This window comes from Streptomyces sp. a15, assembly GCF_059026085.1.
This window is the reverse complement of sequence record NZ_JBWLKM010000001.1, coordinates 337,284-361,950: the sequence shown is the minus strand read 5'-3', so window position 1 is coordinate 361,950 and position 24,667 is coordinate 337,284. Positions and strand designations below refer to the sequence as shown.

Here is a 24,667-nt window from a genome sequence, read left to right as displayed (position 1 = left end):
GGAAAGTGACCGGTTCGCCCCGAAACTCCCTAGCCTGGTGTGATGGGTGAGGACAGTCGGCTCGCGGGCGTCGTCGCGTTGGCTCAGGGCATGGCCGCGGCGCACAGCTCGCGGGAGGCGTGGTGGGCTGCCGCGAGCGGAGCGTGCCGCGCGCTCGGCGGGAGCTTCGCCGCGCTGTCGGTGTGGGAGCGGGAGCTCGGCCGGCTGCGGGTGCTGGTGAACGTGGGGGAGCGGGCCGAGGATGAGGAGGAGTTCCCGGACGACGAGGCCTACCCGGTGCACCAGTTCGCCGAGATCACCGAGTTCCTGCACGAGCGCTGGGCCGGCGGCGGCGAACCCAACGCCTGGGTGGAGACCGCTCAGGGCCCGGCCGCCGGCCGCCGCCCCGGTTACGTCCACCAGCGCGTCGCCGCCCTGCGGCGCAGAGGCCGCGGCTGCTGCGTCGTCGCGCCGATCGTGCTGCACGGCCGGGCCTGGGGCGAGCTGTATGTGGCCCGTCCCGTCGGCGGGCCGGTCTTCGGTCGTGAGGACGCCGACTTCGCCACCGTGCTGGCCTCCGTCGTCGCCGCGGGCATCGCCCAGACCGAGCGGCTGGAGGAGGTGCGGCGGCTGGCGTTCACCGACGCGCTCACCGGCCTCGCCAACCGCCGGGCCGTCGACGCCCGCCTGGACGAGGCCGTCGAGCGGCACCGCAGGGACGGGGCGGTCGTCAGTCTCGTGGTCTGCGACCTCAACGGGCTCAAGCGCGTCAACGACACCCGCGGCCACGCCGTCGGCGACCGTCTCCTCGAACGCTTCGGGTCGGTCCTCTCCCTCTGCGGCGCCATGCTCCCCGGCACCCTCGCCGCCCGCCTCGGCGGTGACGAGTTCTGTCTGCTCGCGGTCGGACCGCCCGCCGACGAGGTCGTCAAGGCGGCCGACGAACTGTGCCGCAGGGCCGCCGAGCTGGAGCTGGGGGAGGGGGTCGCCTGCGGGGTCGCGTCCACCGAGGATGCCATCGGACCGGTGGGCTCCGCCCGCCGGCTGTTCCGGCTGGCCGACGCGGCCCAGTACCGGGCCAAGGCCGAACGGGCCACCCGCCCGGTCGTCGCCGGACGGCAGGGCCCCGACGACCCCGTCGTACGACTGGCCGACGAGCCCTCCGCCGAGCAGCCGCCCGGCGAGCGCCGCCGCTTTCGCGGGCGTGGCTGAAGTGTGACCCATCGGTAAGGGGCAAACCCGGCCCCCACTGGTGACATCCTCGAATTCACTGCGTACGCTCCTGAATATGGATATGCACACTGTGGTGGTGGGGACGTCCGGGGTCACCGCGTCCGACGTCCTCGCCGTGGCGCGCGCCGGCGCCCGGGTCGAGCTCTCCGCGCAGGCGGTCACGGCCCTGGCCGCGGCCCGCGGCATCGTGGACGCGCTGGCGGCCAAGCCCGAACCCGTCTACGGCGTGAGCACCGGCTTCGGCGCCCTGGCGACCCGGCACATCAGCCAGGAACTGCGGGCCCAGTTGCAGCGCAACATCGTCCGCTCGCACGCCGCCGGCATGGGGCCGCGGGTCGAGCGGGAGGTCGTACGGGCCCTGATGTTCCTGCGGCTGAAGACCGTCTGCTCGGGACACACCGGCGTCCGCCCCGAGGTCGCGCAGACCATGGCCGACGTCCTGAACGCCGGCATCACCCCGGTCGTCCACGAGTACGGCTCCCTCGGCTGCTCCGGAGACCTCGCCCCCCTGTCGCACTGCGCGCTGACCCTCATGGGCGAGGGCGACGCCGAGGGCCCGGACGGCGCCGTACGGCCCGCCGGCGAACTCCTCGCCGAGCACGGGATCGCCCCCGTCGAACTGCGCGAGAAGGAGGGCCTCGCCCTCCTCAACGGCACCGACGGCATGCTCGGCATGCTGGTCATGGCCCTCGCCGACCTGGACACCCTCTACAAGTCCGCCGACATCACCGCGGCCCTCTCCCTGGAGGGCCTGCTCGGCACCGACAAGGTCCTCGCCCCCGAGCTGCACGCCATCCGCCCGCACCCCGGGCAGGGCGCCAGCGCCGCCAACATGCTCGCCGTACTGAAGGGTTCGGAGCTCACCGGGCACCACCAGGACGACGCCCCCCGCGTCCAGGACGCCTACTCCGTGCGCTGCGCGCCGCAGGTCGCCGGCGCCGGACGGGACACGCTCGCGCACGCCCGTATGGTCGCCGAGCGGGAGCTGGCGTCAGCCGTCGACAACCCGGTGGTGCTGCCCGACGGGCGCGTCGAGTCCAACGGCAACTTCCACGGCGCCCCGGTCGCGTACGTCCTCGACTTCCTGGCCATCGCCGCCGCCGACCTCGCCTCCATCGCCGAGCGCCGCACCGACCGGCTGCTCGACAAGAACCGCAGCCACGGGCTGCCGCCGTTCCTCGCCGACGACCCGGGCGTCGACTCCGGGCTGATGATCGCCCAGTACACGCAGGCCGCGCTGGTCAGCGAGATGAAGCGGCTCGCCGTACCGGCGTCGGCGGACTCGATCCCGTCCTCCGCGATGCAGGAGGACCACGTCTCCATGGGCTGGTCGGCCGCCCGCAAGCTGCGCACGGCCGTCGACAACCTCACTCGGGTCATCGCCATCGAGCTGTACGCCGCCACGCGCGCCGTCGAGCTGCGCGCGGGGCTGACCCCGGCGCCGGCGTCCCGGGCGGTCATCGACGCCGTACGGAAGGCGGGGGTCGAGGGTCCGGGGCCGGACCGCTTCCTGTCGCCCGACCTCGCGGCGGCGGACGCGTTCGTACGCGCCGGGCAGCTGGTCGCGGCGGCGGAGACGGTCACCGGACCGCTGCAGTAGGCGAGCCGCAAGGCAGAAAAAGGTGCCCTGCCGGTCGTCACGACCGGCAGGGCACCGGTGGATCACTTGAGCTTGGCCGCCTGCGCGTCGATCACGGCCGCCGGAACGTCGTACGGCTTGCCGGAGGCGAGCAGGGCGAAGTTCACCGTGTAGTACGAGGCGATGGTGCTGCCGTGCCGCACCACCTCGGTGTGGAAGACGCCCGTGCCGTCGCCGTCCATAGCGGAGCTGGCTGCGAACGCCACGGACTCGTCACCGGCGCCCGAGGCCTTCTCGGGGGCGATCTTGGTGATCTTCGTGTCCGTGCCGTCGGCGGTGAAGCCGAAGCCGCCGGAGCAGGCCTCGACCCCGTCGGAGACGGCCTTGAAGGCCTTCTCGGCGCCGTCGCCCTCGTACGAGGACAGGCCCACGTAGGTCGCGGTCAGGTTGAAGGCCTCGGCGAAGTCCCCCTCGGTCAGCTCGTCCGGGGACTTGGACGGGTCGTCCGTCGGGGGTGCCTCGGTGACGGTGTTGCTCGCCTGCGCGTCCGTGTCGCCCGGCGGCAGCGCGGCCATGGCGTAGGCGACCGGCTCGCACTCGGCCTTGTCGATGTTCTTCAGCACGCTCTTGGACTTCGGCAGGGTGTCGTCGCCCGAGGTGACCTTGTACCCCTTGATCTCGCCCTCCGCGAGCAGCAGCTTCTCCAGCTCCGCCGCGTTGTACGCCTTCGCGGCCGCGGTCGGCGACGAGGACGAGGAGGATCCGGAGTTCGCGGAGTCCTTGGAGTCGTCCGACCCGTCGTCGGAACAGCCAGTGACAAGGGCGAGCGCCAGCACGCTCACGGCAACCGTGGCGCCCATGCGCGCGCCCGATGATCTCTTCATGAGGCGGACTATGAAGGTTTGCTGAAGAACGCGTCAAGCGGGTTTAAAAACCGAGGCGTTCGCGACGTACCGAATAGACGACAAACCCGGCACCCAGCGTCAGGAAGACGGTCCCGCCGGCGATGTACGGCGTGGTGTCGAAGCTGCCGGTGTCGGCGAGCCGGGTGGCCTCGCCGGTCGTGCTGCTGGTGTCCGTGGACGCGGCCCGTGCCTGGGTCGTGACCTGCGACGTCGGGGTCGCGGAAGGCTCTGTTCTCGCCGGCTGGTCCCCTGACGCGTTAGCAGAGGGGACGAACCACAGGGCGCCCAGAAGGGTCCCCGCGGCGGTGGCGGTCAGCAACGGACGGCGAGCGGATGACACGGAATATCGATCCCCTTGTGGCGCTGGTGAATTGGCCGTGTGGTGCGATGTTAGTGAAAGGCGCGGGTCACGGGAAAGTCACGGGAGGCAAGCGCCGTACGCTCCGGGCATGAGTACTCCAGAGACATCACGATTTGTACGGCTTCGCGTCGAGCTGGTCCTCGAGGTCGACGATGCCGAGGCCGTCACCGAGGCCGCGCTGGGGCGGATCGCGGGCGACACCGACATGCCGGCCGACGAGCGGGCCCATGCCGAGACCGCTGTGACACAGGACACGGCGGAGGGTCTCGCGTATCTCGTCGACCCGTTCGACCTGGTCAGCGAGATCCCGGGGGTCGAACTCGCGCAGGCATCCTGGTCCAGCGAGCGGATCGACTACGACCCCGATTCGCCCGACTGGGACCTCGACGAGGATGATGTCGACGAAGAAGAAGACGAAGACGACGCGGCGACGGACGAAGACGAGTACGACGGCGACGGCGGTGCCGCGGACGACCACGAGGACGAGCGGGTCGGCTGACGTCCTTGGGGAAATCGTGACCCCGGACGGCAACCGCTGTCCGGGGTTTCGTCGTCTCATGGGGCGCACAGACCGACACCGACACCACTCGCCTCCGCGAACGTGGTGTGCCCCACACCTGCGGAGCATGTGGAACGGGACGAACCGGTCGTAGCGTTGAAGGTTCTTGACGGGGACTCTCTGGGGTTTTGGGGATTCGGCAACGATGGAGAAGCGTGTGATGACCAACAGTAGGCGGCGCAAGGGCCTGACGGTCGCGTCCGCACTGCTCGGCGGTGTGCTGGTGCTTTCGGCCTGTTCCAGCGGCGGCGACGACGCCTCCGCGGGCGACGGCGGCAAGGACACCTCACAGGCCAAGGTCGACGAGGCCGCGGCCGAGAAGACGTCCGAGGCCCAGATCAAGATCACGCCGAAGGACGGTTCGGACAACGCCTCCATCAACAACTCCGCCGCCGTCACCGTGAGCAAGGGCACGCTCACCGACGTGTCGATGACGACCGCCGACGGCACCGCGGTCACCGGCGAGATATCCGCCGACAAGACCAGCTGGAAGCCCAGCGTCCAGCTGGAGCGGTCCACCACCTACAAACTGGCGGCGGAGGCGAAGGACGCGGACGGCCGCGTCGCGCACGAGAACGCCTCGTTCACCACGGTCTCCCCGACCAACAGCTTCATCGGCAACTTCACGCCGGACGACGGCACCACCGTCGGCGTCGGGATGCCCGTGTCGATCAACTTCGACAAGGCGATCACCAACAAGGCGGCCGTCCAGAAGGGCATCACCGTCTCCTCCACCAGCGGCCAGGAAGTCGTCTGCCACTGGTTCAACGCCAACCGCATGGACTGCCGGCCCGACGACTACTGGCAGGAGAACTCCACCGTCACGCTGAAGCTCGCGCTCGACGGTGTCGAGGGCGCGGACGGGGTCTACGGCGTCCAGCAGAAGACGGTCACCTTCAAGATCGGCCGCAACCAGGTCACGTACGTCGACGCGAAGACCAAGCAGATGAAGGTCACGCAGGACGGCAAGACCGTCAGGACCATCCCGATCTCCGCCGGTTCGCCCGACAACAAGACGTACGAAGGCCAGATGGTGATCTCCGAGAAGTTCAAGGAGACCCGGATGAACGGCGCGACGGTCGGCTTCACCGACGACGACGGCAAGGGCGAGTACGACATCAAGGACGTACCGCACGCCATGCGTCTGACCACCTCCGGCACCTTCGTGCACGGCAACTACTGGGGCGCCAAGTCCATCTTCGGCAGTGTGAACACCAGCCACGGCTGTGTGGGCCTGTCGGACACCAAGGGCGCGAACGACCCGAACACCCCGGGCGCGTGGTTCTATAACAGCTCGATCATCGGTGACGTCGTGGTCGTCCAGAACACCGGCGACAAGACGGTCTCGCCGGACAACGGTCTCAACGGCTGGAACATGAGCTGGGCCGACTGGAAGGCCGGTTCGGAGGTCTGAGCCTCGCGGCCCGACCGACTCCCATCGACCCGGAATTCACAGCTTTCCGATGCCGCCCCCAGGGGCGGCATCGGTGTTTCCGGGGCCGATCACGGCGTTCTCAGCGTTCTCGGCGTTCTCGGCGTTCTCATCCTTCTCTTATTTCTGCCTTATCCCTTCATCACACGCCGTACCTACCTTGCGGCCATGTTCTTCACCTACCTGAGGCGCGAGTTGCGCCGCCGCAGAAAAGCGGCCCTCGTCGTCGCCTCCGGCCTCGCGCTCGGTATCGCGCTGGTCATCGTGGTCAATTCCGTGTCCTCCGGCATGGGCAAGGCCCAGGACAAGGTCCTCCAGTCCCTCTACGGCCTGGGCACGGACATGACCGTCACCAAGGCGGCCCAGCCGCAGGCGAACGCCTCCGAGCGTCCGCGCTTCCAGTTCGACGCACAGGAGGACGGCTCCGACGCGGAGCAGAGCACCGACCGCGTCCTGGTGCAGGGCTTCCAGACCCTCTCCACCGCCACCGTCGCCAAGGTCGGCGAGCAGACCGGCGTCTCGGACGCGGTGGGCGGCCTCAGCCTGCAAGTCATCAAGGTCAGCGGCCAGTTCACCCGCGGCCAGTTCCAGCAGGGCGAGGGCGGCGGCCAGGAGGGCGGCGCCCCCGGCGGCCAGGGCGGCGGCACCGGCCAGCCACAGGGCGAAGTACAGGGCGGCGGCGCCGACTTCGACGTCAACAACTACTCCGTCTACGGCACCGACGTCACCGAGCCGGCCCTCGGCCCGCTGACGTCCTCGAAGATCACCAGTGGCCGTACGTTCACGTCGTCCGAGAAGAACGCCAAGGTGGCCGTCGTCGACTCGGCGTACGCCAAGGAGAAGAAGCTCAAGGTCGGCAGCACGGTCACCGTCAAGAGCGTCAAGTACAAGGTGATCGGCATCGCCACGGCCGACAGCGGTGACGCGGCGGCCAACGTCTACATCCCGCTGACCCAGGCACAGACCCTCAGCGACTCCAAGGACAAGGTCACCACGATCTACGTCCGGGCGACCGACTCCCAGAAGATCGACAGCGTCAAGTCGGCCATCCAGAAGAACATCTCGGGTACGACGGTCACGACCTCCGCGGACCTCGCGGACACCGTGTCCGGCTCCCTCTCCACGGCCTCCTCCCTCGCCACCAGCGTCGGCAAGTGGCTGTCGATCGCGGTGCTCATCGCCGCGTTCCTGGTCGCCGGTCTGCTGACCTCCTCCGCGGTGTCCCGCCGGGTGCGTGAGTTCGGCACGCTGAAGGCGCTCGGCTGGAAGTCGGGGCGGGTGACCCGGCAGGTCGTGGGCGAGGCGATGGTCAACGGGTTGCTGGGCGGTGCGCTGGGTATCGCGCTCGGGCTGGCGGGAGCGTACGTGGTGACGGCCATCAGTCCCACGCTGCAGGCGCAGTTGGGCGGGGGCGCCGGCACGGGCGGTCCCGGCGGGGGCGGTGGCTTCGGCGGTCCCGGCCGCCAGGCGGCGGCCCGGACCCTGGACGTGGCCCTGACGGCACCGGTGAGCGCGACGACGGTGGCGATCGCGGTGGGCCTGGCGGTGGCGGGCGGCCTGATCGCGGGCGCGTTCGGTGGCTGGCGGGCGTCGAGGCTGCGGCCGGCGGATGCGCTGCGGCGCGTCGAGTAACCCGGGTTCGGTTGCAGCCGACGGGAGTTGTCCCACCCAGGGGCGCGGGGCTGTGTCCATGTGCGGCTCCGCCGCGTGGGCGCGACCAGCCCCCACGCGCCCGCAGCCAAACAACAGCCGTACCACCCCCGAACCCATCCCAGGAGTCACCCACCATGTACGAACTAAGAAGCGTCACCAAGCGCTACACCCGCGGCAAGGAAACCGTCCTCGCCCTCGACGCCGTAGACCTCACGATCGCCGACGGGGACCGCCTCGTCATTCAGGGCCCCACCGGCGGCGGCAAGTCCACGCTGCTCCAGATGCTCGGCGGGCTCGACCGGCCGACGTCCGGCGAAGTCGTCCTCGACGGCACGGACATGGCCAGACTGTCCGAGGCCCGGCTCACCACGGTGCGCAGCGAGAACATCGGCTTCGTCTTCCAGAGCTTCAACCTGATCCCGACGCTCACCGCGCAGGAGAACGTCGAGACCGCCCTCGTACCGCTCGGCGTGAAGGTGAAGGCGCGGCGCGAACGGGCCGCCGAGGCGCTGCGGTCGGTCGGGCTCGGCGAGCGGCTCGGGCATCTGCCGGGCGAGATGTCCGGCGGCCAGCAGCAGCGCGTCGCCATCGCCCGTGCGCTGGTCAAGCAGCCGAAGGTGCTGCTGGCCGACGAACCCACCGGAAACCTCGACGAGTCGATGCGCGACGAGATCATGGACGTCCTCGAGACCATGTGGAAGGAGCTGGGGCTGACCTTCATCATGGTCACCCACGACTCCTCGATCGCGAAGAAGGCCCCGCGGCTGGCGACGATCCGCAAGGGGAGGATCACGGTGAAGGAGAACGCCGCGTCGTAACTCCGCGTCGTAACCCCGCCTCGTAACCCCGCCTCGTAGCGACGAGTTTCGGAAATGGCCGAGGATGTTCGTTTACCCGACGATCGTGTAACAGACCCTTTCTGTCAGGCACCTGTGTATTGAGGTGGCTGATCACCCCCCGGCATACTGCGAGTTCCGGGGGGTGCGCGGTCACGCGTGCGAGACCACCCCCGGCCGGGTGAACGGGGAATTCACCCGGTACATCGGCAAGGGGGAAACTTGCGCAGACAAGTGAAAAGAGCATGCGCGGCCACGGTCGCCACCGCGGCCGCCGTGGCCCTGGCGGCGGGCATGACCAGCCCGGCGTCGGCGAAGCCCGAGCAGCGCGAGACCGGCGCCGCCCAGCTCTCGTCCCACCATCGCATCACCCTGATCACGGGTGACCGCGTCTCCGTCGACTCCAAGGGCCGCGTCGTCGGCCTGGAGCGGGCGAAGGGGCGCGAGCACATACCCGTACAGATCCGCAAGGTCGACGGACACACGCTCGTGATCCCGGCCGACGCGGCCCGCCTGGTCTCCACCGGCAAGCTCGACCAGCGGCTCTTCGACATCACCGAGCTCAACAAGTCGGCCACCCGCACCTCCCAGAAGAACGGTCTGAAGGTGATCGTCGGCTACAAGGGAGCCGCGGCCGCCACCAAGGCCGACGTCCGTGACGCGGGCACCCTGCGCCAGAGCCTGAAGTCCCTGAACGCCGACGCGGTGCAGACCCCGCACGAGGACGCGCCCGACCTGTGGGACGCGGTCACCAACGGCGACAAGACGGCCTCCGGCGTCGCGCACGTCTGGCTCGACGGCGTCCGCAAGGCCAGTCTCGACAAGTCCGTGCCGCAGATCGGCGCCCCCAAGGCGTGGGCCGCCGGCTACAACGGCAAGGGCGTCAAGATCGCCGTCCTGGACACCGGTGTCGACGCCACCCACCCGGACCTGAAGAACCAGGTCGTCGCGGCCAAGAACTTCACCCCGGCCGCCGACGCCACCGACAAGGTCGGGCACGGCACGCACGTCGCGTCCATCGCGGCGGGCACCGGCGCCAAGTCCGGCGGCAAGTACAAGGGCGTCGCGCCCGGCGCCGCGATCCTCAACGGCAAGGTCCTCGACGACACCGGCTCCGGCGACGACTCCGGCATCCTCGCCGGCATGGAGTGGGCGGCCGCGGAGGGCGCCCAGGTCGTCAACCTCAGCCTCGGCGGCACGGACACGCCGGAGGAGGACCCGCTGGAGGCGGCGGTCAACAAGCTGTCCGCCGAGAAGGGCATCCTCTTCGCGATCGCGGCCGGCAACTCCGGTCCGGAGTCGGTCGGTTCGCCGGGCAGCGCGGAAGCCGCCCTCACGGTCGGCGCCGTCGACGACAAGGACGTCCTCGCACCCTGGTCCAGCACCGGCCCGCGCCTCGGCGACGGCGCGATCAAGCCGGACGTCACCGCGCCGGGCGTGGACATCACGGCCGCTTCGGGTGTCGGCAACGACATCGCCAAGGAGGTCGGCGAGAAGCCCGCCGGCTACATGAGCATCTCGGGTACGTCGATGGCGACCCCGCACGTCGCGGGCGCCGCCGCGATCCTCAAGCAGCAGCACCCGGACTGGACGTACGCCGAGCTGAAGGGCGCGCTGACCGCGTCCACCAAGGGCGGCAAGTACAACCCGTTCCAGCAGGGTTCGGGCCGGATCCAGGTCGACAAGGCCATCAAGCAGACCGTCATCGCCGACCCGGTGTCGGTGAGCTTCGGCACGCAGCAGTGGCCGCACACCGACGACACGCCGGAGACCAAGCAGCTGACGTACCGCAACCTCGGTACGAAGGACGTCACGCTCACCCTGTCGGCGACCGCCACCAACCCCAAGGGCGCGGCGGCTCCGGCCGGCTTCTTCAAGCTCGGCGCGACCAAGGTGACCGTCCCGGCGAACGGCGGCAAGGCGTCCGTGGACGTCACCGTCAACACCAAGCTGGGCGGCACGCTCGACGGCGCGTACTCCGCGTACGTGACGGCGACGGGCGGCGGACAGAGCGTCCGTACGGCCGCGGCCGTCAACCGTGAGGTGCAGTCGTACGACGTCACCGTCAAGCACATCGGCCGCGACGGCAAGCCGACGGACCAGTACAACTCCGTGCTCCTCGGCTACTCGGGCCTGGGCGACGGCCGGGCCTACCAGATCCCGACGGCCGCCTCCGGCACCACGACCATGCGGGTACCCAAGGGCACGTACCTGCTGGACGCCTGGATCGTGAAGGACTTCGTGAACCTGGAGGGCGGCCTCGACTGGCTGGTCCAGCCGAAGCTGAGCGTCACCAAGGACACCTCGGTGACGATCGACGCCCGCAAGACCAAGGCCGCCGACATCACGGTGCCGGATGCGCAGGCCAAGCAGACGGCCGCGATGAGCAACTACTTCTTCGAGCCGGCCGGTATCGGCATCGGCTTCGGCCTCGAGTCCTTCGCCGACCTGCGCATGGCCCACCTGGGCGGGGAGGTCACCGGCCTCTCGCAGACCTGGAACGGCCAGTGGACCAAGGGCGCGAACGCCGAGTACGACGTGGCCACCACCGCCAAGGTCAAGAAGATCCAGGGCGACAAGGTCCGGCACTTCAAGGCGAGTGAACTCGCCACGGTGAAGAACAACCTCGGCGCCGCCGCCCCCGGCAAGTCCGGCGGACTCGTCACCTGGGGCGAGTTCCCCGAGGACTTCGTGATCGGCTTCCCGGTGGAGCAGAAGCTGCCGGGTGCGCGCACGGTGTACCTCTCGACGGCCGACAAGGTCAAGTGGACCTTCGACCTCGAGCAGTACAGCGGCAAGGACGCGGACGGCTTCCCGATCGTCGACGCGTTCTACACGATGGGCGCCGCGCAGACCTTCAAGGCGGGCCAGAAGTACACGAAGACCTTCAACACGGCGGTCTTCGGCCCGCATCTGAACGCGGACTACGGGCTCTTCCGCGAGGGCAACAACATGTACGGCCTGCTGCCGCTGTTCGCCGACGGGGCCGGGCACGCCGGTTCGTCGGACTTCACGTCGGTGGCCACCTCGCTGTACCGCAACGGCACCAAGGTCGGCACCAACGCCGACCCGCTGTTCGGCGAGGGGATCTTCAAGGTCCCGTCCGGTGACGCCGAGTACAAGCTGACCACCTCGGTCAAGCGGAGCGTCAAGGTCGCGGCCGCCTCCACCCGGATCGACGCGAGCTGGACCTTCCGCTCGAAGAAGCCGACCGGCGAGGACGCGGTCAAGCTCCCGGCCTCCATGGTCCGCTTCAACGCCAAGACCGGCCTGGACAGCAAGGTCGAGGCGGGTAAGACGGTGTCGATCCCGGTCACCGTCGAGGGCGCGGCCAAGGGCTCCAACCTGAAGTCGCTGTCGGTGTACGTGTCGTACGACTACGGCCAGACCTGGAAGAAGGTCACCGTCAAGAACGGCAAGATCACCGCGAAGAACCCGGCGAAGGGCAAGGCCATCTCCTTCCACGCCAAGATCGCCGACAAGAAGGGCAACAAGTCGACGATCTCGATCTACAACGCGTACTACGGCAAGTGAGCCGTACGACGGGTGAGTACGACGGGTGAGTACGACGAGTGGGTACGACGAGTGGGTACGACGGGTGGGTGAGTAGGCCCTGAGCGAAAGGCCCGCCGGAGGCACAGCTTCCGGCGGGCCTCTCGTGTTTCTGTGGGCGCATGACGACTCAGACGGTCGAGTACATCCGGTACCGCATCCCTGAAGACCGGTCGGCGGAGTTCCTGTCCGCCTACACCAAGGCCGCCGCCCTGCTGGCCGCGGCGCCGCAGTGCGTCGACTTCGAACTGGCGCGCTGCGAGGACGACTTCGAGCACTACGTCCTGCGCATCACCTGGACCTCGACCGAGGACCACCTGGAGGGCTTCCGCGAGTCGGAGCTGTTCGCCGACTTCCTCGCCGAGATCCAGCCGTACATCCCCTACATCGACGAGATGCGGCACTACAAGCCGACCACCGTCCGCGGCACGGGTTCCGCCGTGCCCACGCTCTACGAGTGGGCGGGCGGCGCGGAGGCCTTCGCCCGGCTGACCTCGGTCTTCTACGAGAAGGTCCTCGCGGACGAGCTCCTCGCCCCCGTCTTCGCGGGGCTGGACCCCGAGCACGCCGAGCATGTGGCGCTGTGGCTCGCCGAGGTGTTCGGCGGGCCGCCCGCCTACTCCGAGACGCAGGGCGGGCACGGTCACATGGTCGCCAAGCACATGGGGCGGGGGATCACCGAGCCGCAGCGCCGCCGCTGGGTGAACCTGATCCAGGACGCGGCGGACGAGGCGGGGCTGCCGACGGACGCCGAGTTCCGTTCGGCGTTCCTCGCGTATGTGGAGTGGGGCACGCGGCTGGCCGTGTACTTCTCGAGCCCGGACGCGAAGCCGCCGGCCGAACAGCCGGTGCCCAGGTGGAACTGGGGGGCCGCGCCGCCGTATCAGGGCTGACGGCAGGCATCTTCCTCTGATGAGCGCGGTCAGCGGTCGGGTCGGGCGGTGGTGGAGCGTCACGTGGAACTATCATCACTCCTTCGACTGACAGCGCTTACTTCAACGGACCGCGGATCAGGGACCGTTGGGCGGATCCCCGATCCGAAGTGGCGGAAAGGAACACCACGGTGTCCGACGAAGGACGGCTGATCGCCGACCGGTACTGCGTTCTCGACCGCATCGGCCGAGGCGGTATGGGCACCGTCTGGCGCGCCCACGACACCCTTCTCGGCCGCCAGGTCGCCGTGAAGAAGCTCCACCCCCAGCCCCACCTCTCCGCGGACGAGCTCGCCACTCTCTTCGAGCGCACCCGCCGAGAGGCCCGCAGCGCCGCGCGGATCAGCCACCCCAATGTCGTCGTCGTCCACGACGTGGTGGACGACGAGGGCCTGCCCGCCATCGTCATGGAGTACGTGCCTTCCACCACCCTCGCCGACCTGATCGAAGCGCACGGCCCGGTCCCGCCCGAAGAGGCCGCCAGGATCGGCCTCGGCGTGCTTGCCGCGTTGCGGGCGGCGCACCGGGCCGGGGTCCTGCACCGGGACGTGAAACCCGCCAACGTGCTGCTCGCCGAGGACGACCGGGTGGTCCTGACCGACTTCGGTATCGCCCAGGCCTCCGACACCTCGACGCTCACCGTCACCGGCCAGCTGGTGGGGTCGGTCGACTTCATCGCACCCGAGCGCCTCGCCGGCGGCAGACAGGGCCCGGAGTCCGACTTATGGGCACTGGGCGCCACGCTCTTCCAGGCGGTGGAAGGCCGGTCCCCGTACCGTCGGGACACGGTGACGGAGACCATGTACGCCATCGCCATGGGGCCGATGCCCGAGATCCGACGTGCCGGGCCACTTACCCCGGTGATCCAGGGGCTGCTCGCCAACAGGCCCGACGAGCGGCCGCCGGCCGAGGAGGCCGAGCGCCTGCTGCGGATGGCAGCCGCCGAAGGGCACTCCTCCGGCGCCGTGCCTGCTGTGCCTGTCGTGCCCGCCGTATCTGCCGTGCCTGCCGCGCCTGCGGAGCCTGGCCTGCCTGGTGTGCGTGCGGTGCCTGCCGCGCCTGCCGCGCCTGCGGAGCCTGGCCTGCCTGGTGTGCGTGCGGTGCCTGCCGCGCCTGCGGAGCCTGGTGTGCGTGCGGTGCCCGCGGAGCCTGCGGTGCCTGGCGTGCCTGCGGAACCCGCGGCGCCCGGCGCGCTCGTGGAGTCCGCCGTGCCCGGTGGGATCGCGGTGCCCGGCGGCACTCCGGAAGCGCGGGAACCGACGCCGACGCCGGATCACGGAAAGCGTGAGGCATCCGCTGCCGGGGCGCCCCCGGACGGCCCGCCGACCACCTCAGCCGGCCGGCGGGCGCGGCCGCGCCCGGGCCGGTGGAGGAAGAAGCCGGTCGTGCTCGGCACGGCAGCCGCCGCGGTGGTACTGATCGCGGTACCGCTGCTGGTCACACTGACGCCGGAGAAGGGCAGCACCGGCGCTGCGGCATCGGACCGCACGCCCGTGGCCGGCGACACAACCGCCCCGGGGATCCCGGGCACGTCCACATCCCCGACGCCCTCGGCCGTCTCCTCCCCGTCGACCTCCCCGAGTTCCGGCGCCACGCCGCCCGCCCCGGCCTCCTCGCCGTCGCCGTCCGAGCTCGCGGCAGAAGACACCGAGGCGAGTCCCGGATCCGAGGACACACCGACGCAGAGCGGCTCCGGCTCGCCGGCCGCCACGACCGGCCGTGCCCTGGTCGTCGCCGCCTCCCAGAAGTGCCTGAGCAGGGGCGACGGAACCGAGGGGACACAGCTGTTCCAGGACACGTGCGACGGCTCGGCGGCGCAGCAATGGCAGATCGGATCCGGGACCGTCCGGTCATCGGGGAAGTGCATGACCGTGGCTGGGGGAGCGACCGCCGACCGCACCGCGATCCAACTGGCCGGCTGTGACGGCAGGGGCAGCCAGCGGTTCCGCCTCGACGGTACGGAACTGGTGGCTGAGCAGTCGCAGAAGTGCGTCGACATTTTCGGGGGCGCGTCCGGAACGGATGCGGTCCTTTGGGAGTGCAACGGGAGGGACAACCAGATCTGGACGCTTGGCTGACCGAAGCACCCTGAGACATCACGGAGTGCTGAAACTTCAGGGCGCCGGCGTCGAAGTCCCCGTACCCGTACCCGTACCCGCGCGCGTCGCGTCCGTGCCCCAGCTCGCCAGCAGGCGCAGGGCCTCGGCCGACGGGGAGCCCGGTTCGGCGTGGTAGGTGATCAGTGACTGCTCCTGGTCGTCGATCAGCCGGAACGTCTCGAAGGAGAGTTCCAGGCGACCGACCAGCGGATGCTGCATCCGCTTGACGCCGTGGCTCTTCTCCTTGACGTCGTGGGTGGCCCACAGCCGCCTGAACTCCTCGCTCTTCACGGAGAGTTCGCCCACCAGCGCGGACAGTCGGGGGTCGTCCGGGTGGCAGCCCGCGTCCATGCGCAGATAGCTGACGATGTCGGTCGCCTTCTGCTCCCACTCGACGAACAGCTCGCGGTACTCCGGTTTCAGGAACGTCATCCGGGCCCAGTTCCGCTCCTGCGGCGGCAGCAACGCCCAGTCACCGAAGACCGCCGCGGCCATCCGGTTCCAGACGAGGATGTCGGAGCGCCGGCCCACGACGTACGCGGGAATGCCGTCCATCGTGTCCAGCAGCTGCCGCAGCGCGCTCCGCACCTGCTGGGTGGGGGCGGCCTGCTTCTTCTTGTGCTGCTTGGGCTTCGCCAGATGTGTGAGGTGGGCGTGCTCGGCGTCGGTCAGCCTGAGCGCGCGGGCGATGGCGTCGAGGACCTCCGCCGACACGTTCCGCCCGTTGCCCTGCTCCAGGCGTGTGTAGTACGCCACGGACACCCCGGCCAGCTGGGCCAGCTCCTCCCGGCGCAGCCCCGGCACCCGGCGGTGCCGCCCGAAGTCCGGCAGCCCCACGTCCTCGGGCTTCAGCCGGGCCCGCCGGGTGCGCAGGAACTCGCTGAGTTCGGCGCGCCGGTCCAGGGACCCGCCGGCCTCGACGGAGGGGCCCTGTGCGGGTTCGGGCTGTTCGTCCATGCGTCCAGTATTCACGGTCGTACGCACACCAGCCTGACCCCGCCAGTGGTAGGACCAGCGGACGTAGGCCGAACCGTGCCCTGGGTGAATGCCGGTCCGTAGGGCAGGCTGATCTCCGTGCCCGGCCGGAAGGCAGCCGGGCACGACACCATCGCTAGGAGAACCCCCGGCATGACCACTGTTGCTGCATACGCCGCACCCGCCGCCAAGGCTCCGCTGGAGCGCACCACCATCGAGCGCCGCGCGGTCCGCGAGTTCGATGTGCTGATCGACGTCAAGTTCGCCGGTATCTGTCACTCCGACATCCACCAGGTCCGTGAGGGCTGGGGCGAGGCGATCTTCCCGATGGTCCCCGGCCACGAGATCGCGGGTGTCGTCTCCGAGGTCGGCCCCGGGGTGACCAAGTACAAGGTCGGCGACCGCGTGGGCGTCGGCTGTCTGGTGGACTCCTGCCGCGAGTGCGACAACTGCAAGGCGGGCCTGGAGCAGTACTGCACCGGCGGCAGCGTCGGCACGTACAACGCCCTCGACAAGAACGGCGAGCCCACCTACGGCGGCTACTCCGAGAAGATCGTCGTGGACGAGAACTTCGTCCTCCGCATCCCGGACGGACTGTCCCTCGACGTGGCCGCGCCGCTGCTGTGCGCCGGCATCACCACGTACTCGCCCCTGAGGCACTGGAACGCCGGCCCGGGCAAGAAGGTCGCCGTCCTCGGCATGGGCGGCCTCGGCCACATGGCCGTCAAGATCGCGCACGCCCTCGGCGCGGAGGTCACGGTCCTCTCGCAGTCCCTGCGCAAGAAGGACGACGGCCTGAAGCTGGGCGCCGACCACTACTACGCCACCAGCGACGAGAGCACCTTCCAGGAGCTGGCGGGCACCTTCGACCTGATCATCTCGACGGTCTCGGCCCCGCTGGACTTCGGCGCGTTCCTCTCCCTGCTGCGGACGGACGGCGCGCTGGTGAACGTGGGCGCCCCCGAGGAGCCGGTCGCCCTCAACCTCTTCACGCTGATCATGGGCCGCAAGACCCTCGGCGGCTCCGGCATCGGCGGCATCCAGGAGACCCAGGAGATGCTGGACTTCTGCGCCGAGCACGGCATCGGCGCGGAGATCGAGCTGATCGGCGCGTCCGAGATCAACGACGCGTACGAGCGGGTGCTGAGCAGCGATGTGCGGTACCGGTTCGTGATCGACACGGCGACGATCTGATCCTCCCCGTGAAGGGCCTCGGGTGTTGACCCGAGGCCCTTCATCGTGTCGCCGTACGACGCCCCAGCAGCCACAGCAGATACGGCCCGCCGACCAGGGACGTGAGCGCGCCCACCGGGATCTCCAGCGGGGGCAGCAGGGTGCGGGCCGCCAGGTCGGCGGCGACCAGGACGAACGCGCCGGTCAACGCCGAGCAGAGCAGCGGCAGTTGAGGCGTCCGGGTGATCCGGCGGGCCAGTTGGGGTGCGGTCAGGGCGACGAACCCGATCGGTCCCGCGGCGCCGGTCGCCGTGGCGGCGAGGACGACGCCCAGCACGGTGAGGCCGAGCCGGGCCCGGTCCACCCGTACGCCGAGCGCGGCCGCCGTGTCCGGGTCCAGCCCCAGCGGCCGTACGGCCCGGCTCGCCCACACCAGCGCGGGCAGACACAGCAGCATGACGGTGGCCAGGGGCCCCGCCTGCTCCCAGCCCCGCCCGTTGAGGCTGCCGGTCAGCCACAGCTTGACCTGCTCGGCGGCCTCCAGCTCGCTGTCGGTGAGATACAGCTGGACGACGGCCGACAACGCGACACCGATCCCCACACCGGTGAGCACGAACCGACTCGGCTGCATCCCGCGCCGCCACGCCAGGACGTAGACCAGCGCGGCGGCGCCGAGCCCGCCCGCGACGGACACGGCGGGCATCGCACCGGGCGCACTTACGGTCCCGGTCGCCAGGGCGAGCACGGTCGCGGCGGCGGCGCCGTGCCCGACACCGATCACGTCCGGGCTGGCGAGCGGATTCCGGGTGACGGTCTGCACCAACGCCCCCGACACCCCGAGCGCCGCCCCCACGAGCGCCCCCAGCACGATCCGCGGCACCCGCAACTCCCCGACGACCAGGTCGTACGGCCCGGCCCCGGTGCGCAGAGTGCGCCAGACCTCGACGGGCGAGACGTACCACTGCCCCAGACAGGCCGCGGCGAGCATGACGGCCGCGAGGAGGACGAGCAGGGTTACGGCGGCCGCGGCGGAGCGGCGGTGGAGGAGGAGGGAGATGCGGGGGTGGGGGCGCAGGACCGCCACCCCGGGGGCGGTGGAGCGCGCGTTCTCGGGGGCGGCCGCCCCCGCGGTCCCGCGGCCACTCCTGCCCGCTGCCCCAGGGTCGACTGACTTCGCCCTCCCGGGGGTGAGGGACTCCGCGATCCCGTGGGCGGCTGACTCTGTCATCTCGTCGGCGGTTGACTCCGCTGTCCCGTGGTCGGTGGACTCCGCTATCCCGCGGGCGGTCGGCTCTGTCCTCCCGGGGGTGAGGGACTCCGTGATCCCGTGGGCGGCCGACTCCGTCATCTCGTGGTCGGTTGACTCCGCGATCCCGCGGGCGGTCGGCTCTGTCCTCCCGGGGGTGAGGGACTCCGTGATCCCGTGGGCGGCCGACCCGGCTATCCCGTGGTCGGTTGACTCCGCTTTCCCGTGGGCGGTCGGCTTTGCCCTCCCGGGGGTGAGGGACTCCGTGATCCCGTGGGCGGCCGACCCGGCCATCCCGTGGTCGGTTGACTCCGCTATCCCGCCGGTGGTCGACTCCGCGATCCCGTCGGCGTCCGACCCCGCCATCCCGCGGGCAGTCGTGCCGCTGGGGCGATGGGGGTCCCCCCGCTCGAGCGAAGCCGAGAGTGGGGGAGGGTGGGCGCGGGCGGCACCCCGTAGGCGCCGGGCTGCGCGACCCACGCCCGCCCAGCACCAGCGCAGGGTCCCCTTCACGCGACGGCTCCCTTACGCCGTACGAGCACCACCAGCACCGGCACCCCCACCAAAGCGGTCATCACCCCGGCCGGCACCTCCGCAGGAGCCCGCACCACCCGCCCCGCCACATCCGCGCCCAGCAACAACGCCGCGCCCAGCAGGGCGGAGAGCGGCAGCACAGCGCGATGCCCTCCGGAGACCAGCCGCCGCGCCAGATGCGGCACCGCGAGCCCCACGAACGCGATCGGCCCGGCCGCGGCGACCGCGGCGGCCGTCAGCAGGGTCGCCCCCAGCGCCGCCACCCCCCGCACCAGCTGAACCCGATGCCCCAGCGCCCGCGCCGTCTCGTCGCCCAGGGCCAGCGCGTCCAGCCCCCGCGCACACGCCAGCACCAGCACCGCACCGCCCGCCAGGAACGGCAGCATGCGGACGACCGTGTCGGCATCCCGCCCGCTCAGCGCGCCCACCTGCCAGAACCGGAACTGGTCGAGCGTGGCGGAGTTGGAGGTGAGGACGACGGTCGTGGCCCCGGCGGTCATCGCGGAGAGCGCCGTCCCCGCCAGCGCCAGCTTGACCGGCGACGCCCCGTCCCGACCCCGCGCGGCGATTCCGTACACCAGACACGCGGCGACGACGGCACCGGCGAAGGCGTACCAGACGTACCCGCCGAAGCCGTTCGCCAGCCCGAACCCGATCGCGAGGACGACCCCGGCCGCGGCGCCCTGGCTCAGCCCGAGGATGCCGGGATCGGCGAGCGGATTGCGGGTCACGGCCTGGAGCGCCGCGCCCGCGACGCCGAGCGCGGCACCGGCCGTCAGCCCGACCTCGGTGCGCGGCACCCGCAGCGACCGTACGACCAGGGCGTCCGGCGAACCCCCGCCGTGCAGCAGGGCGTCGAACACGGCCGACAGCGGCACCGCGCGGGTGCCGACGGCGAGGCTGAGCAGGCCGACGGCGGCCACCGCGAGGACGGCCGCCGGCCAGGCCAGGCGTTTCGGGCTCACTTGCCGATGTGCTCGGCGAGCTGTCGTATCACCAGACGCGCGGCGCTCGGACCGGCGTTGAGGTACCAGGGGTCGTCGTCGACCTTCACGGCCTGCCCCGCCTCGACCGCCTTCATCGACTTCCACAGCGGCGCGGCGACCACTCCCCCAGAGGGGGGACCCCCAGCGGCGTCGGTCTCGGACGCGTCGCCCTGGACGGAGTAGAAGATCCAGTCACCGTCGGCGGTGTCGACGCTCTCCGGGCCGATGTCCTCGGAAATCGCGTTGAACTGCTGCGACTTGGGGCGCGACAGCCCCATGTCGACGGCGATGGACCCGGTGAAGGAGGAGACGCCGAACATGCGGGTGCGGTCCGGCGTGAACCGGACCATGGAAACGGTGGGGTCGCCGAGGTCCGCACCCTGCTCGGCGGCGTCGGCGGTGATGTCGTCCAGCATCTTCCGGGCCGCCTCGCCCTTGCCGACGGCTTCGCCGACGAGGAGCAGGTCGCGCTTCCAGTTGATGCCGTTGCCCGCGGTGATCACGGTGGGCGCGATCTTCGACAGCTTCGGGTAGAGGTCGCCGAGCGAGTCGTTGGCGAGGATCAGATCCGGCTCGGCCGCGGCGAGGGACTCCAGGTTGGGTGCCTGCCGGGTGCCCGCGTCGGTCATGCCGGCGAGCCGCGACTTGTACGCCGGGAAGGCGTCCGCGAGGTAGTCGGGCACGAGGCCGGCGTTGTCGGCGCGGGTGCCGGCCGTCGGGACGATCCCGAGGGACAGCAGGTCGTCGAGCTGCCCCGTGCTCAGCACGGCTATCTTCTTCGGCTCGGCCTTCAGGGTCGTCTTCCCCTGGAAGTGGGTCACGGTCCGCGGGAACGTCCCGTCGGTGTCCGGGTCGGCGCCCATGCCGTCGGCGAGCGCGCTCGGCGCGGCGGAGGGCCCTTCGGTGGCCCCCTCCGAGGCGCCCATCACGGGGTTCCGCGCCGCGTCCGCCTTCTCCGCGCTCCCGTCACCCCCGTCCGAGGACGAGCAGCCGACGAGCAGCCCTCCGGCAACGGTCGCGGCCAGAACGGCCTTCACTGCTACTGCGCGCACGACGCCTCCGACGTGGTGTGGTTGGCCCACCGATGTACTGGCACCGTTGCGCTGATTGAGCGATGAACCGGTTTGCTAAGGCAAGGCTTACCTTAACCGGTCGCGGAGTATGGTCGGTACGGAAGAGGCTCCACTCGGTACGGAAGAGGCCCGCACTCGGCGCGAGGAGGCCCGCACGATGACCGTCCAGCTGAACCACACCATCGTCGCCGCACACGACAAGCACGCCTCGGCCCGTTTCCTCGCCGACATCCTGGGGCTGGAAGTGAGCCCGCAGTACGGCCCCTTCATCCCCGTCGACATCCCGAACGGCGTGACCCTCGACTACCTGGACACCCCCGGCCCCATCACCCCGCAGCACTACGCCTTCCTCGTCTCCGAGGACGACTTCGACACCATCTTCGCCCGCGTCCGGGCCGCCGGCCTGACGTACTGGGCGGACCCGTTCCATCGCCGGGTCGGCGAGATCAACCACAACGACGGCGGCCGGGGCGCGTACTTCGACGACCCGAACGGGCACAACCTGGAGATCCTCACGCGGCCGTACGGCAGCGGCAGTTGACGCCTTGCGGCCGCGGCCGGCCCGTCCGCCGGCCCGCGGTGTCCCGCGGACCGGGGGACGGAGGGGAACCGCACTGCCGCTAGGGCAGTGTGACGAACGGCGACAGGAAGGCCCGGGCACCGGGAGTGTCGAGGCGGTAGGTCACGTTGGTGGCGTAGCACGGTGTGTCGCCGGTGATCGTGGTCGCGGCGAGGATGTTCCTGCCGCCGACGACCGCGAAGTTGGGGCCGCCCGAATCGCCGTAACAGGCACCGCCGTTGCCCTGTGGCGCGGTCATGGCCAGCCGTATCCAGGCGTTGTTGAGGGCGTCGAAGGTCACGGGTGCCTTCATGCGGACGCCACCGCCGGGGTGGGTCTGCCCGCCCGGTCCGTTGACGGCTTCCTGGGTGCCGTACCCGGCGACGAACCAGTCGGTGGCGTTGAGCCCTTGAGGGCCGAGCGCGCCGAACTGGTCGGCGGTCGGGAGGGTCGCGGGGGTGAACGTCCAGCGGGACTTCAGCTGTTGGGCGGGCAGATCGATCACCGCGATGTCGTGCGGGTCGGAGGCGGGACCGGGGTAGGCGGGGTCGGTGTGAGCGGTGCCCTGGACGCCGACGGCCTTGGCCTGCGCGGTCGGATCGCCGGGGTACTTCGTGGCAGCGGCGTCGAGTCCGGCCTGGACGTCCTGGTCCAGGGAGACGTAGAACTTCACGTTCGCCGGCCAGTCCGTGGTGCAGTGGGCGGCGGTCAGGAAGGTGTTCCCGTCGATCATGGTGCCGGAGCAGACCCAGTCGACGCGGTCCGGGGTGGCCGGGTTCGCGTCGTTGTCCCAGGTGGCGACCAGGGCGCCGACCTCGGTGCGCTCCGGCGCCGGGGTCGCGTTGTAGGAGTTGATCGCGGACGAGGGCAGCGCGGTCGCGAGCACGGCGGCGCAGGCGGCCGCGGTGACGGCGGTGATGCGGGCCAGGGTGGTGGTGCGGGCCATGGTGGTGGCACGTCTGTCGGTCAAGAGAAGACCCTTCGACTGGGTGGGACGGGTGTTCTCCTGTGGGGGGCGAGCAGCGATCAGTGAAGCGCCTGGAACCGATCACGGCAAGAGGGCGACTGGAGCTGCATGAGCAACTGGAGCTACTTGAGCGACTGGAGTGTCTGGATCAGGCACGCAGACCCTTGAGGCCGTCGTACGCGGACATGACGATCTCCAACCCGCGCTGGTCCTCAGCCGGTTCGCGCATCTGGTTCGTCACGTACGCCACCGCCATGCGCGCCTCGGGTTCGATCATCACCACTGAGCCACCCCAGCCGCCCCACCCGTAGGTACTGCCGAACAGCCCGTAGCCCAGGCCGTAGCGCACCGGCATGCCCAGGATCCGGTCCTCGCCGCTGAACTGCTCCACCCACGCCCGGTCACAGCCGCCCTGCGACAGCAACCGCACCCCGCGCACCGCTCCTCCGCACGCCATCACCGACTGCACGAGGGCGACCGAGCGGGCATTGCCGAATCCGCTCGCCGCGGGGATCTGCGCACGGCGCCACGCCACACTGTTCCCGTCGCTGACCCGGAGCGCGGTCCCGGCGGACGCGTTCGCGTCGCTCCGGGCCGCGCTCGCGGTGTAGTCCTCGTCCCGGGACGGTGGCGGGACCGTGAGCGCCACGCGGTGGTCGTGCTCGGCGGACAGCCCGATGTGGAAGTCCGCGCCCAGCGGCCCGGCCACCTCCTCGGCGAAGTACTCGCCCACGCTCCGGCCGGTGATCCGGCGTACGACCTCGCCCACGAGGAAGCCCTGGGTGACCGAGTGGTACCCCGCCGCGCTGCCCGGCTCCCACTGCGGTGCCTGCCCGGCCAGCCGCGCCGTGGCGGACGGCCAGTGGTAGAGCTCGTCGACCGGCCCCTCCCAGTCGGGCAGGCCCGCGGTGTGCGCGAGCAGATGCCGCACCAGCACCCCGTCCTTGGCCGCCGCCGCGAACTCCGGCCAGTACCGGGCGACCGGCGCCTCCAGGTCGAGCTCCCCGCGGTCGGCCAGGACCAGCGCGCACAACGCCGTCATCGTCTTCGTCACGGACCAGACATTGACGATCGTGTCCCGCCCCCACGGAACCGTACGACCCGCGTCGACGAACCCACCCCAGACGTCCACCACCGGCTCACCGTCCACGAAGACCGCCACCGAGCCGCCCACGTCCCCCTCGTCCAGCAGCGCGGCCAGCGCACTGGGCACGGCAGTGAACAGGTCGTCGTACGAGCCCTGAATGTCAGCCATGCGTGGCATTAGCCCGCATCCGGCGACGAGAGGCAACCGAATTCCCGGCCGGACAGGCCTACTGGGCGCGAACTGAGGGCGGGCCACTTCTCAGCAGTTCGTCCGAGGCGGGATAAGGCCGTTCCCGCGGCAACAGCCGGGCCGCGGAGTCGAGGTCACCGCTGGTCACCAGGGCGTGGATCTCATGTGCGAGTGGGGTGACGTCCTTGATGGTGACCGTCCACTCGTCCGCATAGCGCCGTGCCGCCTCACCGGAGAGGCCGAGCTGCAGAGACCGGTACGGCAGGGGGCGCAGATGCAGATCCCGCTCCGGATCCCACTGGATGCGAGTGGGCGCGCGCTTCAGCTGACGCTGCCAGGTGGAGCGGTCGGGATGCACCCCGCGGTCGTAGCTCGACAGACAGGCATGACGCAACGCCCACTCGAAGCCGTCACGCGCGACCTCGACAGCCAGGACGGTCTCCTGCCCTGCCTTGGTGGCCCAGCCGCAGCGGTACATCATCCACAGGAACGACGGCTTGATCCATGTCATCCGGTCCCGCTTCCACGCAGCGGGAAATCGGCCTTCGCGAGCGGCGGGCAGGCCGATTTCGGGGGAGTACGCCTGGTAGACGGTGATCGTGGATTCCGCGTAGACCGCACGGATCCCGAGCTGTGGCTGTTCCATGGCGTACAGCGTGCGGCCGACCGGTCCGGGCAACCACTGATTTTCGACGGCAGCGACGGCAGCGACGGTCGGACAGGTACGGAATCGCGTGGACCCCTCGCGCGTTGAGCAG

At 70.6% G+C, this 24,667-nt stretch carries 20 protein-coding genes; 11 read left to right on the top strand and 9 right to left on the bottom strand.

Annotated elements, in window-relative coordinates; genetic code table 11:
- Positions 1-42: 42 nt before the first annotated feature.
- Positions 43-1,191 (top strand): GGDEF domain-containing protein, encoded by a 1,149-nt coding sequence (locus AC5P09_RS01690; protein ID WP_493872068.1) that lies wholly within the window; start codon positions 43-45, stop codon positions 1,189-1,191.
- Between the two features lie 82 nt (positions 1,192-1,273).
- A complete protein-coding gene (hutH, locus tag AC5P09_RS01685; RefSeq protein WP_493872299.1) occupies positions 1,274-2,812 on the top strand; it encodes a histidine ammonia-lyase in 1,539 nt (512 codons plus the stop codon).
- Between the two features lie 62 nt (positions 2,813-2,874).
- Here the strand turns inward: hutH and AC5P09_RS01680 are convergent, their stop codons facing one another.
- Positions 2,875-3,675, bottom strand: coding sequence for a hypothetical protein (locus AC5P09_RS01680; RefSeq protein ID WP_493872067.1), 801 nt, complete (start codon positions 3,673-3,675; stop codon positions 2,875-2,877).
- A gap of 43 nt (positions 3,676-3,718) precedes the next feature.
- On the bottom strand, positions 3,719-4,036 hold the full coding sequence (locus AC5P09_RS01675; RefSeq protein ID WP_266434495.1) for an LAETG motif-containing sortase-dependent surface protein: 318 nt from the start codon (positions 4,034-4,036) through the stop codon (positions 3,719-3,721).
- Between the two features lie 109 nt (positions 4,037-4,145).
- Here AC5P09_RS01675 and AC5P09_RS01670 point away from each other — a divergent pair, with 109 nt between their 5' ends.
- From AC5P09_RS01670 to AC5P09_RS01640, 7 genes are all read left to right on the top strand, one after another.
- Complete coding sequence (locus tag AC5P09_RS01670) at positions 4,146-4,556, top strand: hypothetical protein (RefSeq protein ID WP_493872066.1); 411 nt, start codon at positions 4,146-4,148, stop codon at positions 4,554-4,556.
- Between the two features lie 220 nt (positions 4,557-4,776).
- Positions 4,777-6,030 carry a L,D-transpeptidase gene (locus AC5P09_RS01665; protein ID WP_493872065.1) on the top strand — a complete coding sequence of 418 codons (1,254 nt, stop codon included), beginning with the start codon at positions 4,777-4,779 and terminating at the stop codon, positions 6,028-6,030.
- A gap of 186 nt (positions 6,031-6,216) precedes the next feature.
- Positions 6,217-7,680 carry an ABC transporter permease gene (locus AC5P09_RS01660; protein ID WP_493872064.1) on the top strand — a complete coding sequence of 488 codons (1,464 nt, stop codon included), beginning with the start codon at positions 6,217-6,219 and terminating at the stop codon, positions 7,678-7,680.
- A gap of 155 nt (positions 7,681-7,835) precedes the next feature.
- The gene (locus AC5P09_RS01655; protein ID WP_493872063.1) at positions 7,836-8,519 is read left to right on the top strand and encodes an ABC transporter ATP-binding protein; all 684 of its coding nucleotides are present in this window, start codon (positions 7,836-7,838) and stop codon (positions 8,517-8,519) included.
- Positions 8,520-8,831: 312 nt separating this feature from the next.
- The gene (locus AC5P09_RS01650) at positions 8,832-12,071 is read left to right on the top strand and encodes a S8 family peptidase (protein ID WP_493872298.1); all 3,240 of its coding nucleotides are present in this window, start codon (positions 8,832-8,834) and stop codon (positions 12,069-12,071) included.
- Positions 12,072-12,211: 140 nt separating this feature from the next.
- On the top strand, positions 12,212-12,982 hold the full coding sequence (locus AC5P09_RS01645) for a group II truncated hemoglobin (RefSeq protein ID WP_493872062.1): 771 nt from the start codon (positions 12,212-12,214) through the stop codon (positions 12,980-12,982).
- A gap of 170 nt (positions 12,983-13,152) precedes the next feature.
- Positions 13,153-15,099, top strand: a complete 1,947-nt coding sequence (locus AC5P09_RS01640; RefSeq protein ID WP_493872061.1) for a serine/threonine protein kinase — start codon at positions 13,153-13,155, stop codon at positions 15,097-15,099.
- A gap of 36 nt (positions 15,100-15,135) precedes the next feature.
- On the opposite strand, the gene AC5P09_RS01635 is transcribed toward AC5P09_RS01640, so the two are convergent.
- The gene (locus AC5P09_RS01635) at positions 15,136-16,077 is read right to left on the bottom strand and encodes a helix-turn-helix domain-containing protein (RefSeq protein ID WP_493872060.1); all 942 of its coding nucleotides are present in this window, start codon (positions 16,075-16,077) and stop codon (positions 15,136-15,138) included.
- 171 nt (positions 16,078-16,248) lie between these two features.
- Here AC5P09_RS01635 and AC5P09_RS01630 point away from each other — a divergent pair, with 171 nt between their 5' ends.
- Positions 16,249-17,289, top strand: a complete 1,041-nt coding sequence (locus AC5P09_RS01630; protein ID WP_493872059.1) for an NAD(P)-dependent alcohol dehydrogenase — start codon at positions 16,249-16,251, stop codon at positions 17,287-17,289.
- A gap of 40 nt (positions 17,290-17,329) precedes the next feature.
- Here the strand turns inward: AC5P09_RS01630 and AC5P09_RS01625 are convergent, their stop codons facing one another.
- The 3 genes from AC5P09_RS01625 to AC5P09_RS01615 form a co-directional block, all read right to left on the bottom strand.
- A complete protein-coding gene (locus AC5P09_RS01625) occupies positions 17,330-18,496 on the bottom strand; it encodes a FecCD family ABC transporter permease (protein WP_493872297.1) in 1,167 nt (388 codons plus the stop codon).
- A gap of 527 nt (positions 18,497-19,023) precedes the next feature.
- Positions 19,024-20,013, bottom strand: coding sequence for a FecCD family ABC transporter permease (locus tag AC5P09_RS01620; protein WP_493872058.1), 990 nt, complete (start codon positions 20,011-20,013; stop codon positions 19,024-19,026).
- Positions 20,010-21,086: an ABC transporter substrate-binding protein gene (locus tag AC5P09_RS01615; protein ID WP_493872057.1), complete on the bottom strand. Its 1,077-nt coding sequence runs from the start codon at positions 21,084-21,086 to the stop codon at positions 20,010-20,012. Before AC5P09_RS01615 ends, AC5P09_RS01620 begins: the two co-directional genes overlap by 4 nt.
- A gap of 178 nt (positions 21,087-21,264) precedes the next feature.
- Between AC5P09_RS01615 and AC5P09_RS01610 the strand changes: the two genes are divergently transcribed.
- Entirely contained in the window at positions 21,265-21,648 is a 384-nt protein-coding gene (locus tag AC5P09_RS01610; RefSeq protein WP_493872056.1) for a VOC family protein, read from the top strand.
- Between the two features lie 79 nt (positions 21,649-21,727).
- Here the strand turns inward: AC5P09_RS01610 and AC5P09_RS01605 are convergent, their stop codons facing one another.
- From AC5P09_RS01605 to AC5P09_RS01595, 3 genes are all read right to left on the bottom strand, one after another.
- A complete protein-coding gene (locus AC5P09_RS01605) occupies positions 21,728-22,636 on the bottom strand; it encodes a trypsin-like serine protease (protein WP_493872055.1) in 909 nt (302 codons plus the stop codon).
- A 145-nt stretch (positions 22,637-22,781) separates the two neighbouring features.
- Positions 22,782-23,888 (bottom strand): serine hydrolase domain-containing protein, encoded by a 1,107-nt coding sequence (locus AC5P09_RS01600; RefSeq protein WP_493872054.1) that lies wholly within the window; start codon positions 23,886-23,888, stop codon positions 22,782-22,784.
- A 58-nt stretch (positions 23,889-23,946) separates the two neighbouring features.
- Entirely contained in the window at positions 23,947-24,555 is a 609-nt protein-coding gene (locus tag AC5P09_RS01595) for a DUF4291 domain-containing protein (RefSeq protein WP_493872053.1), read from the bottom strand.
- Positions 24,556-24,667 lie beyond the last annotated feature (112 nt).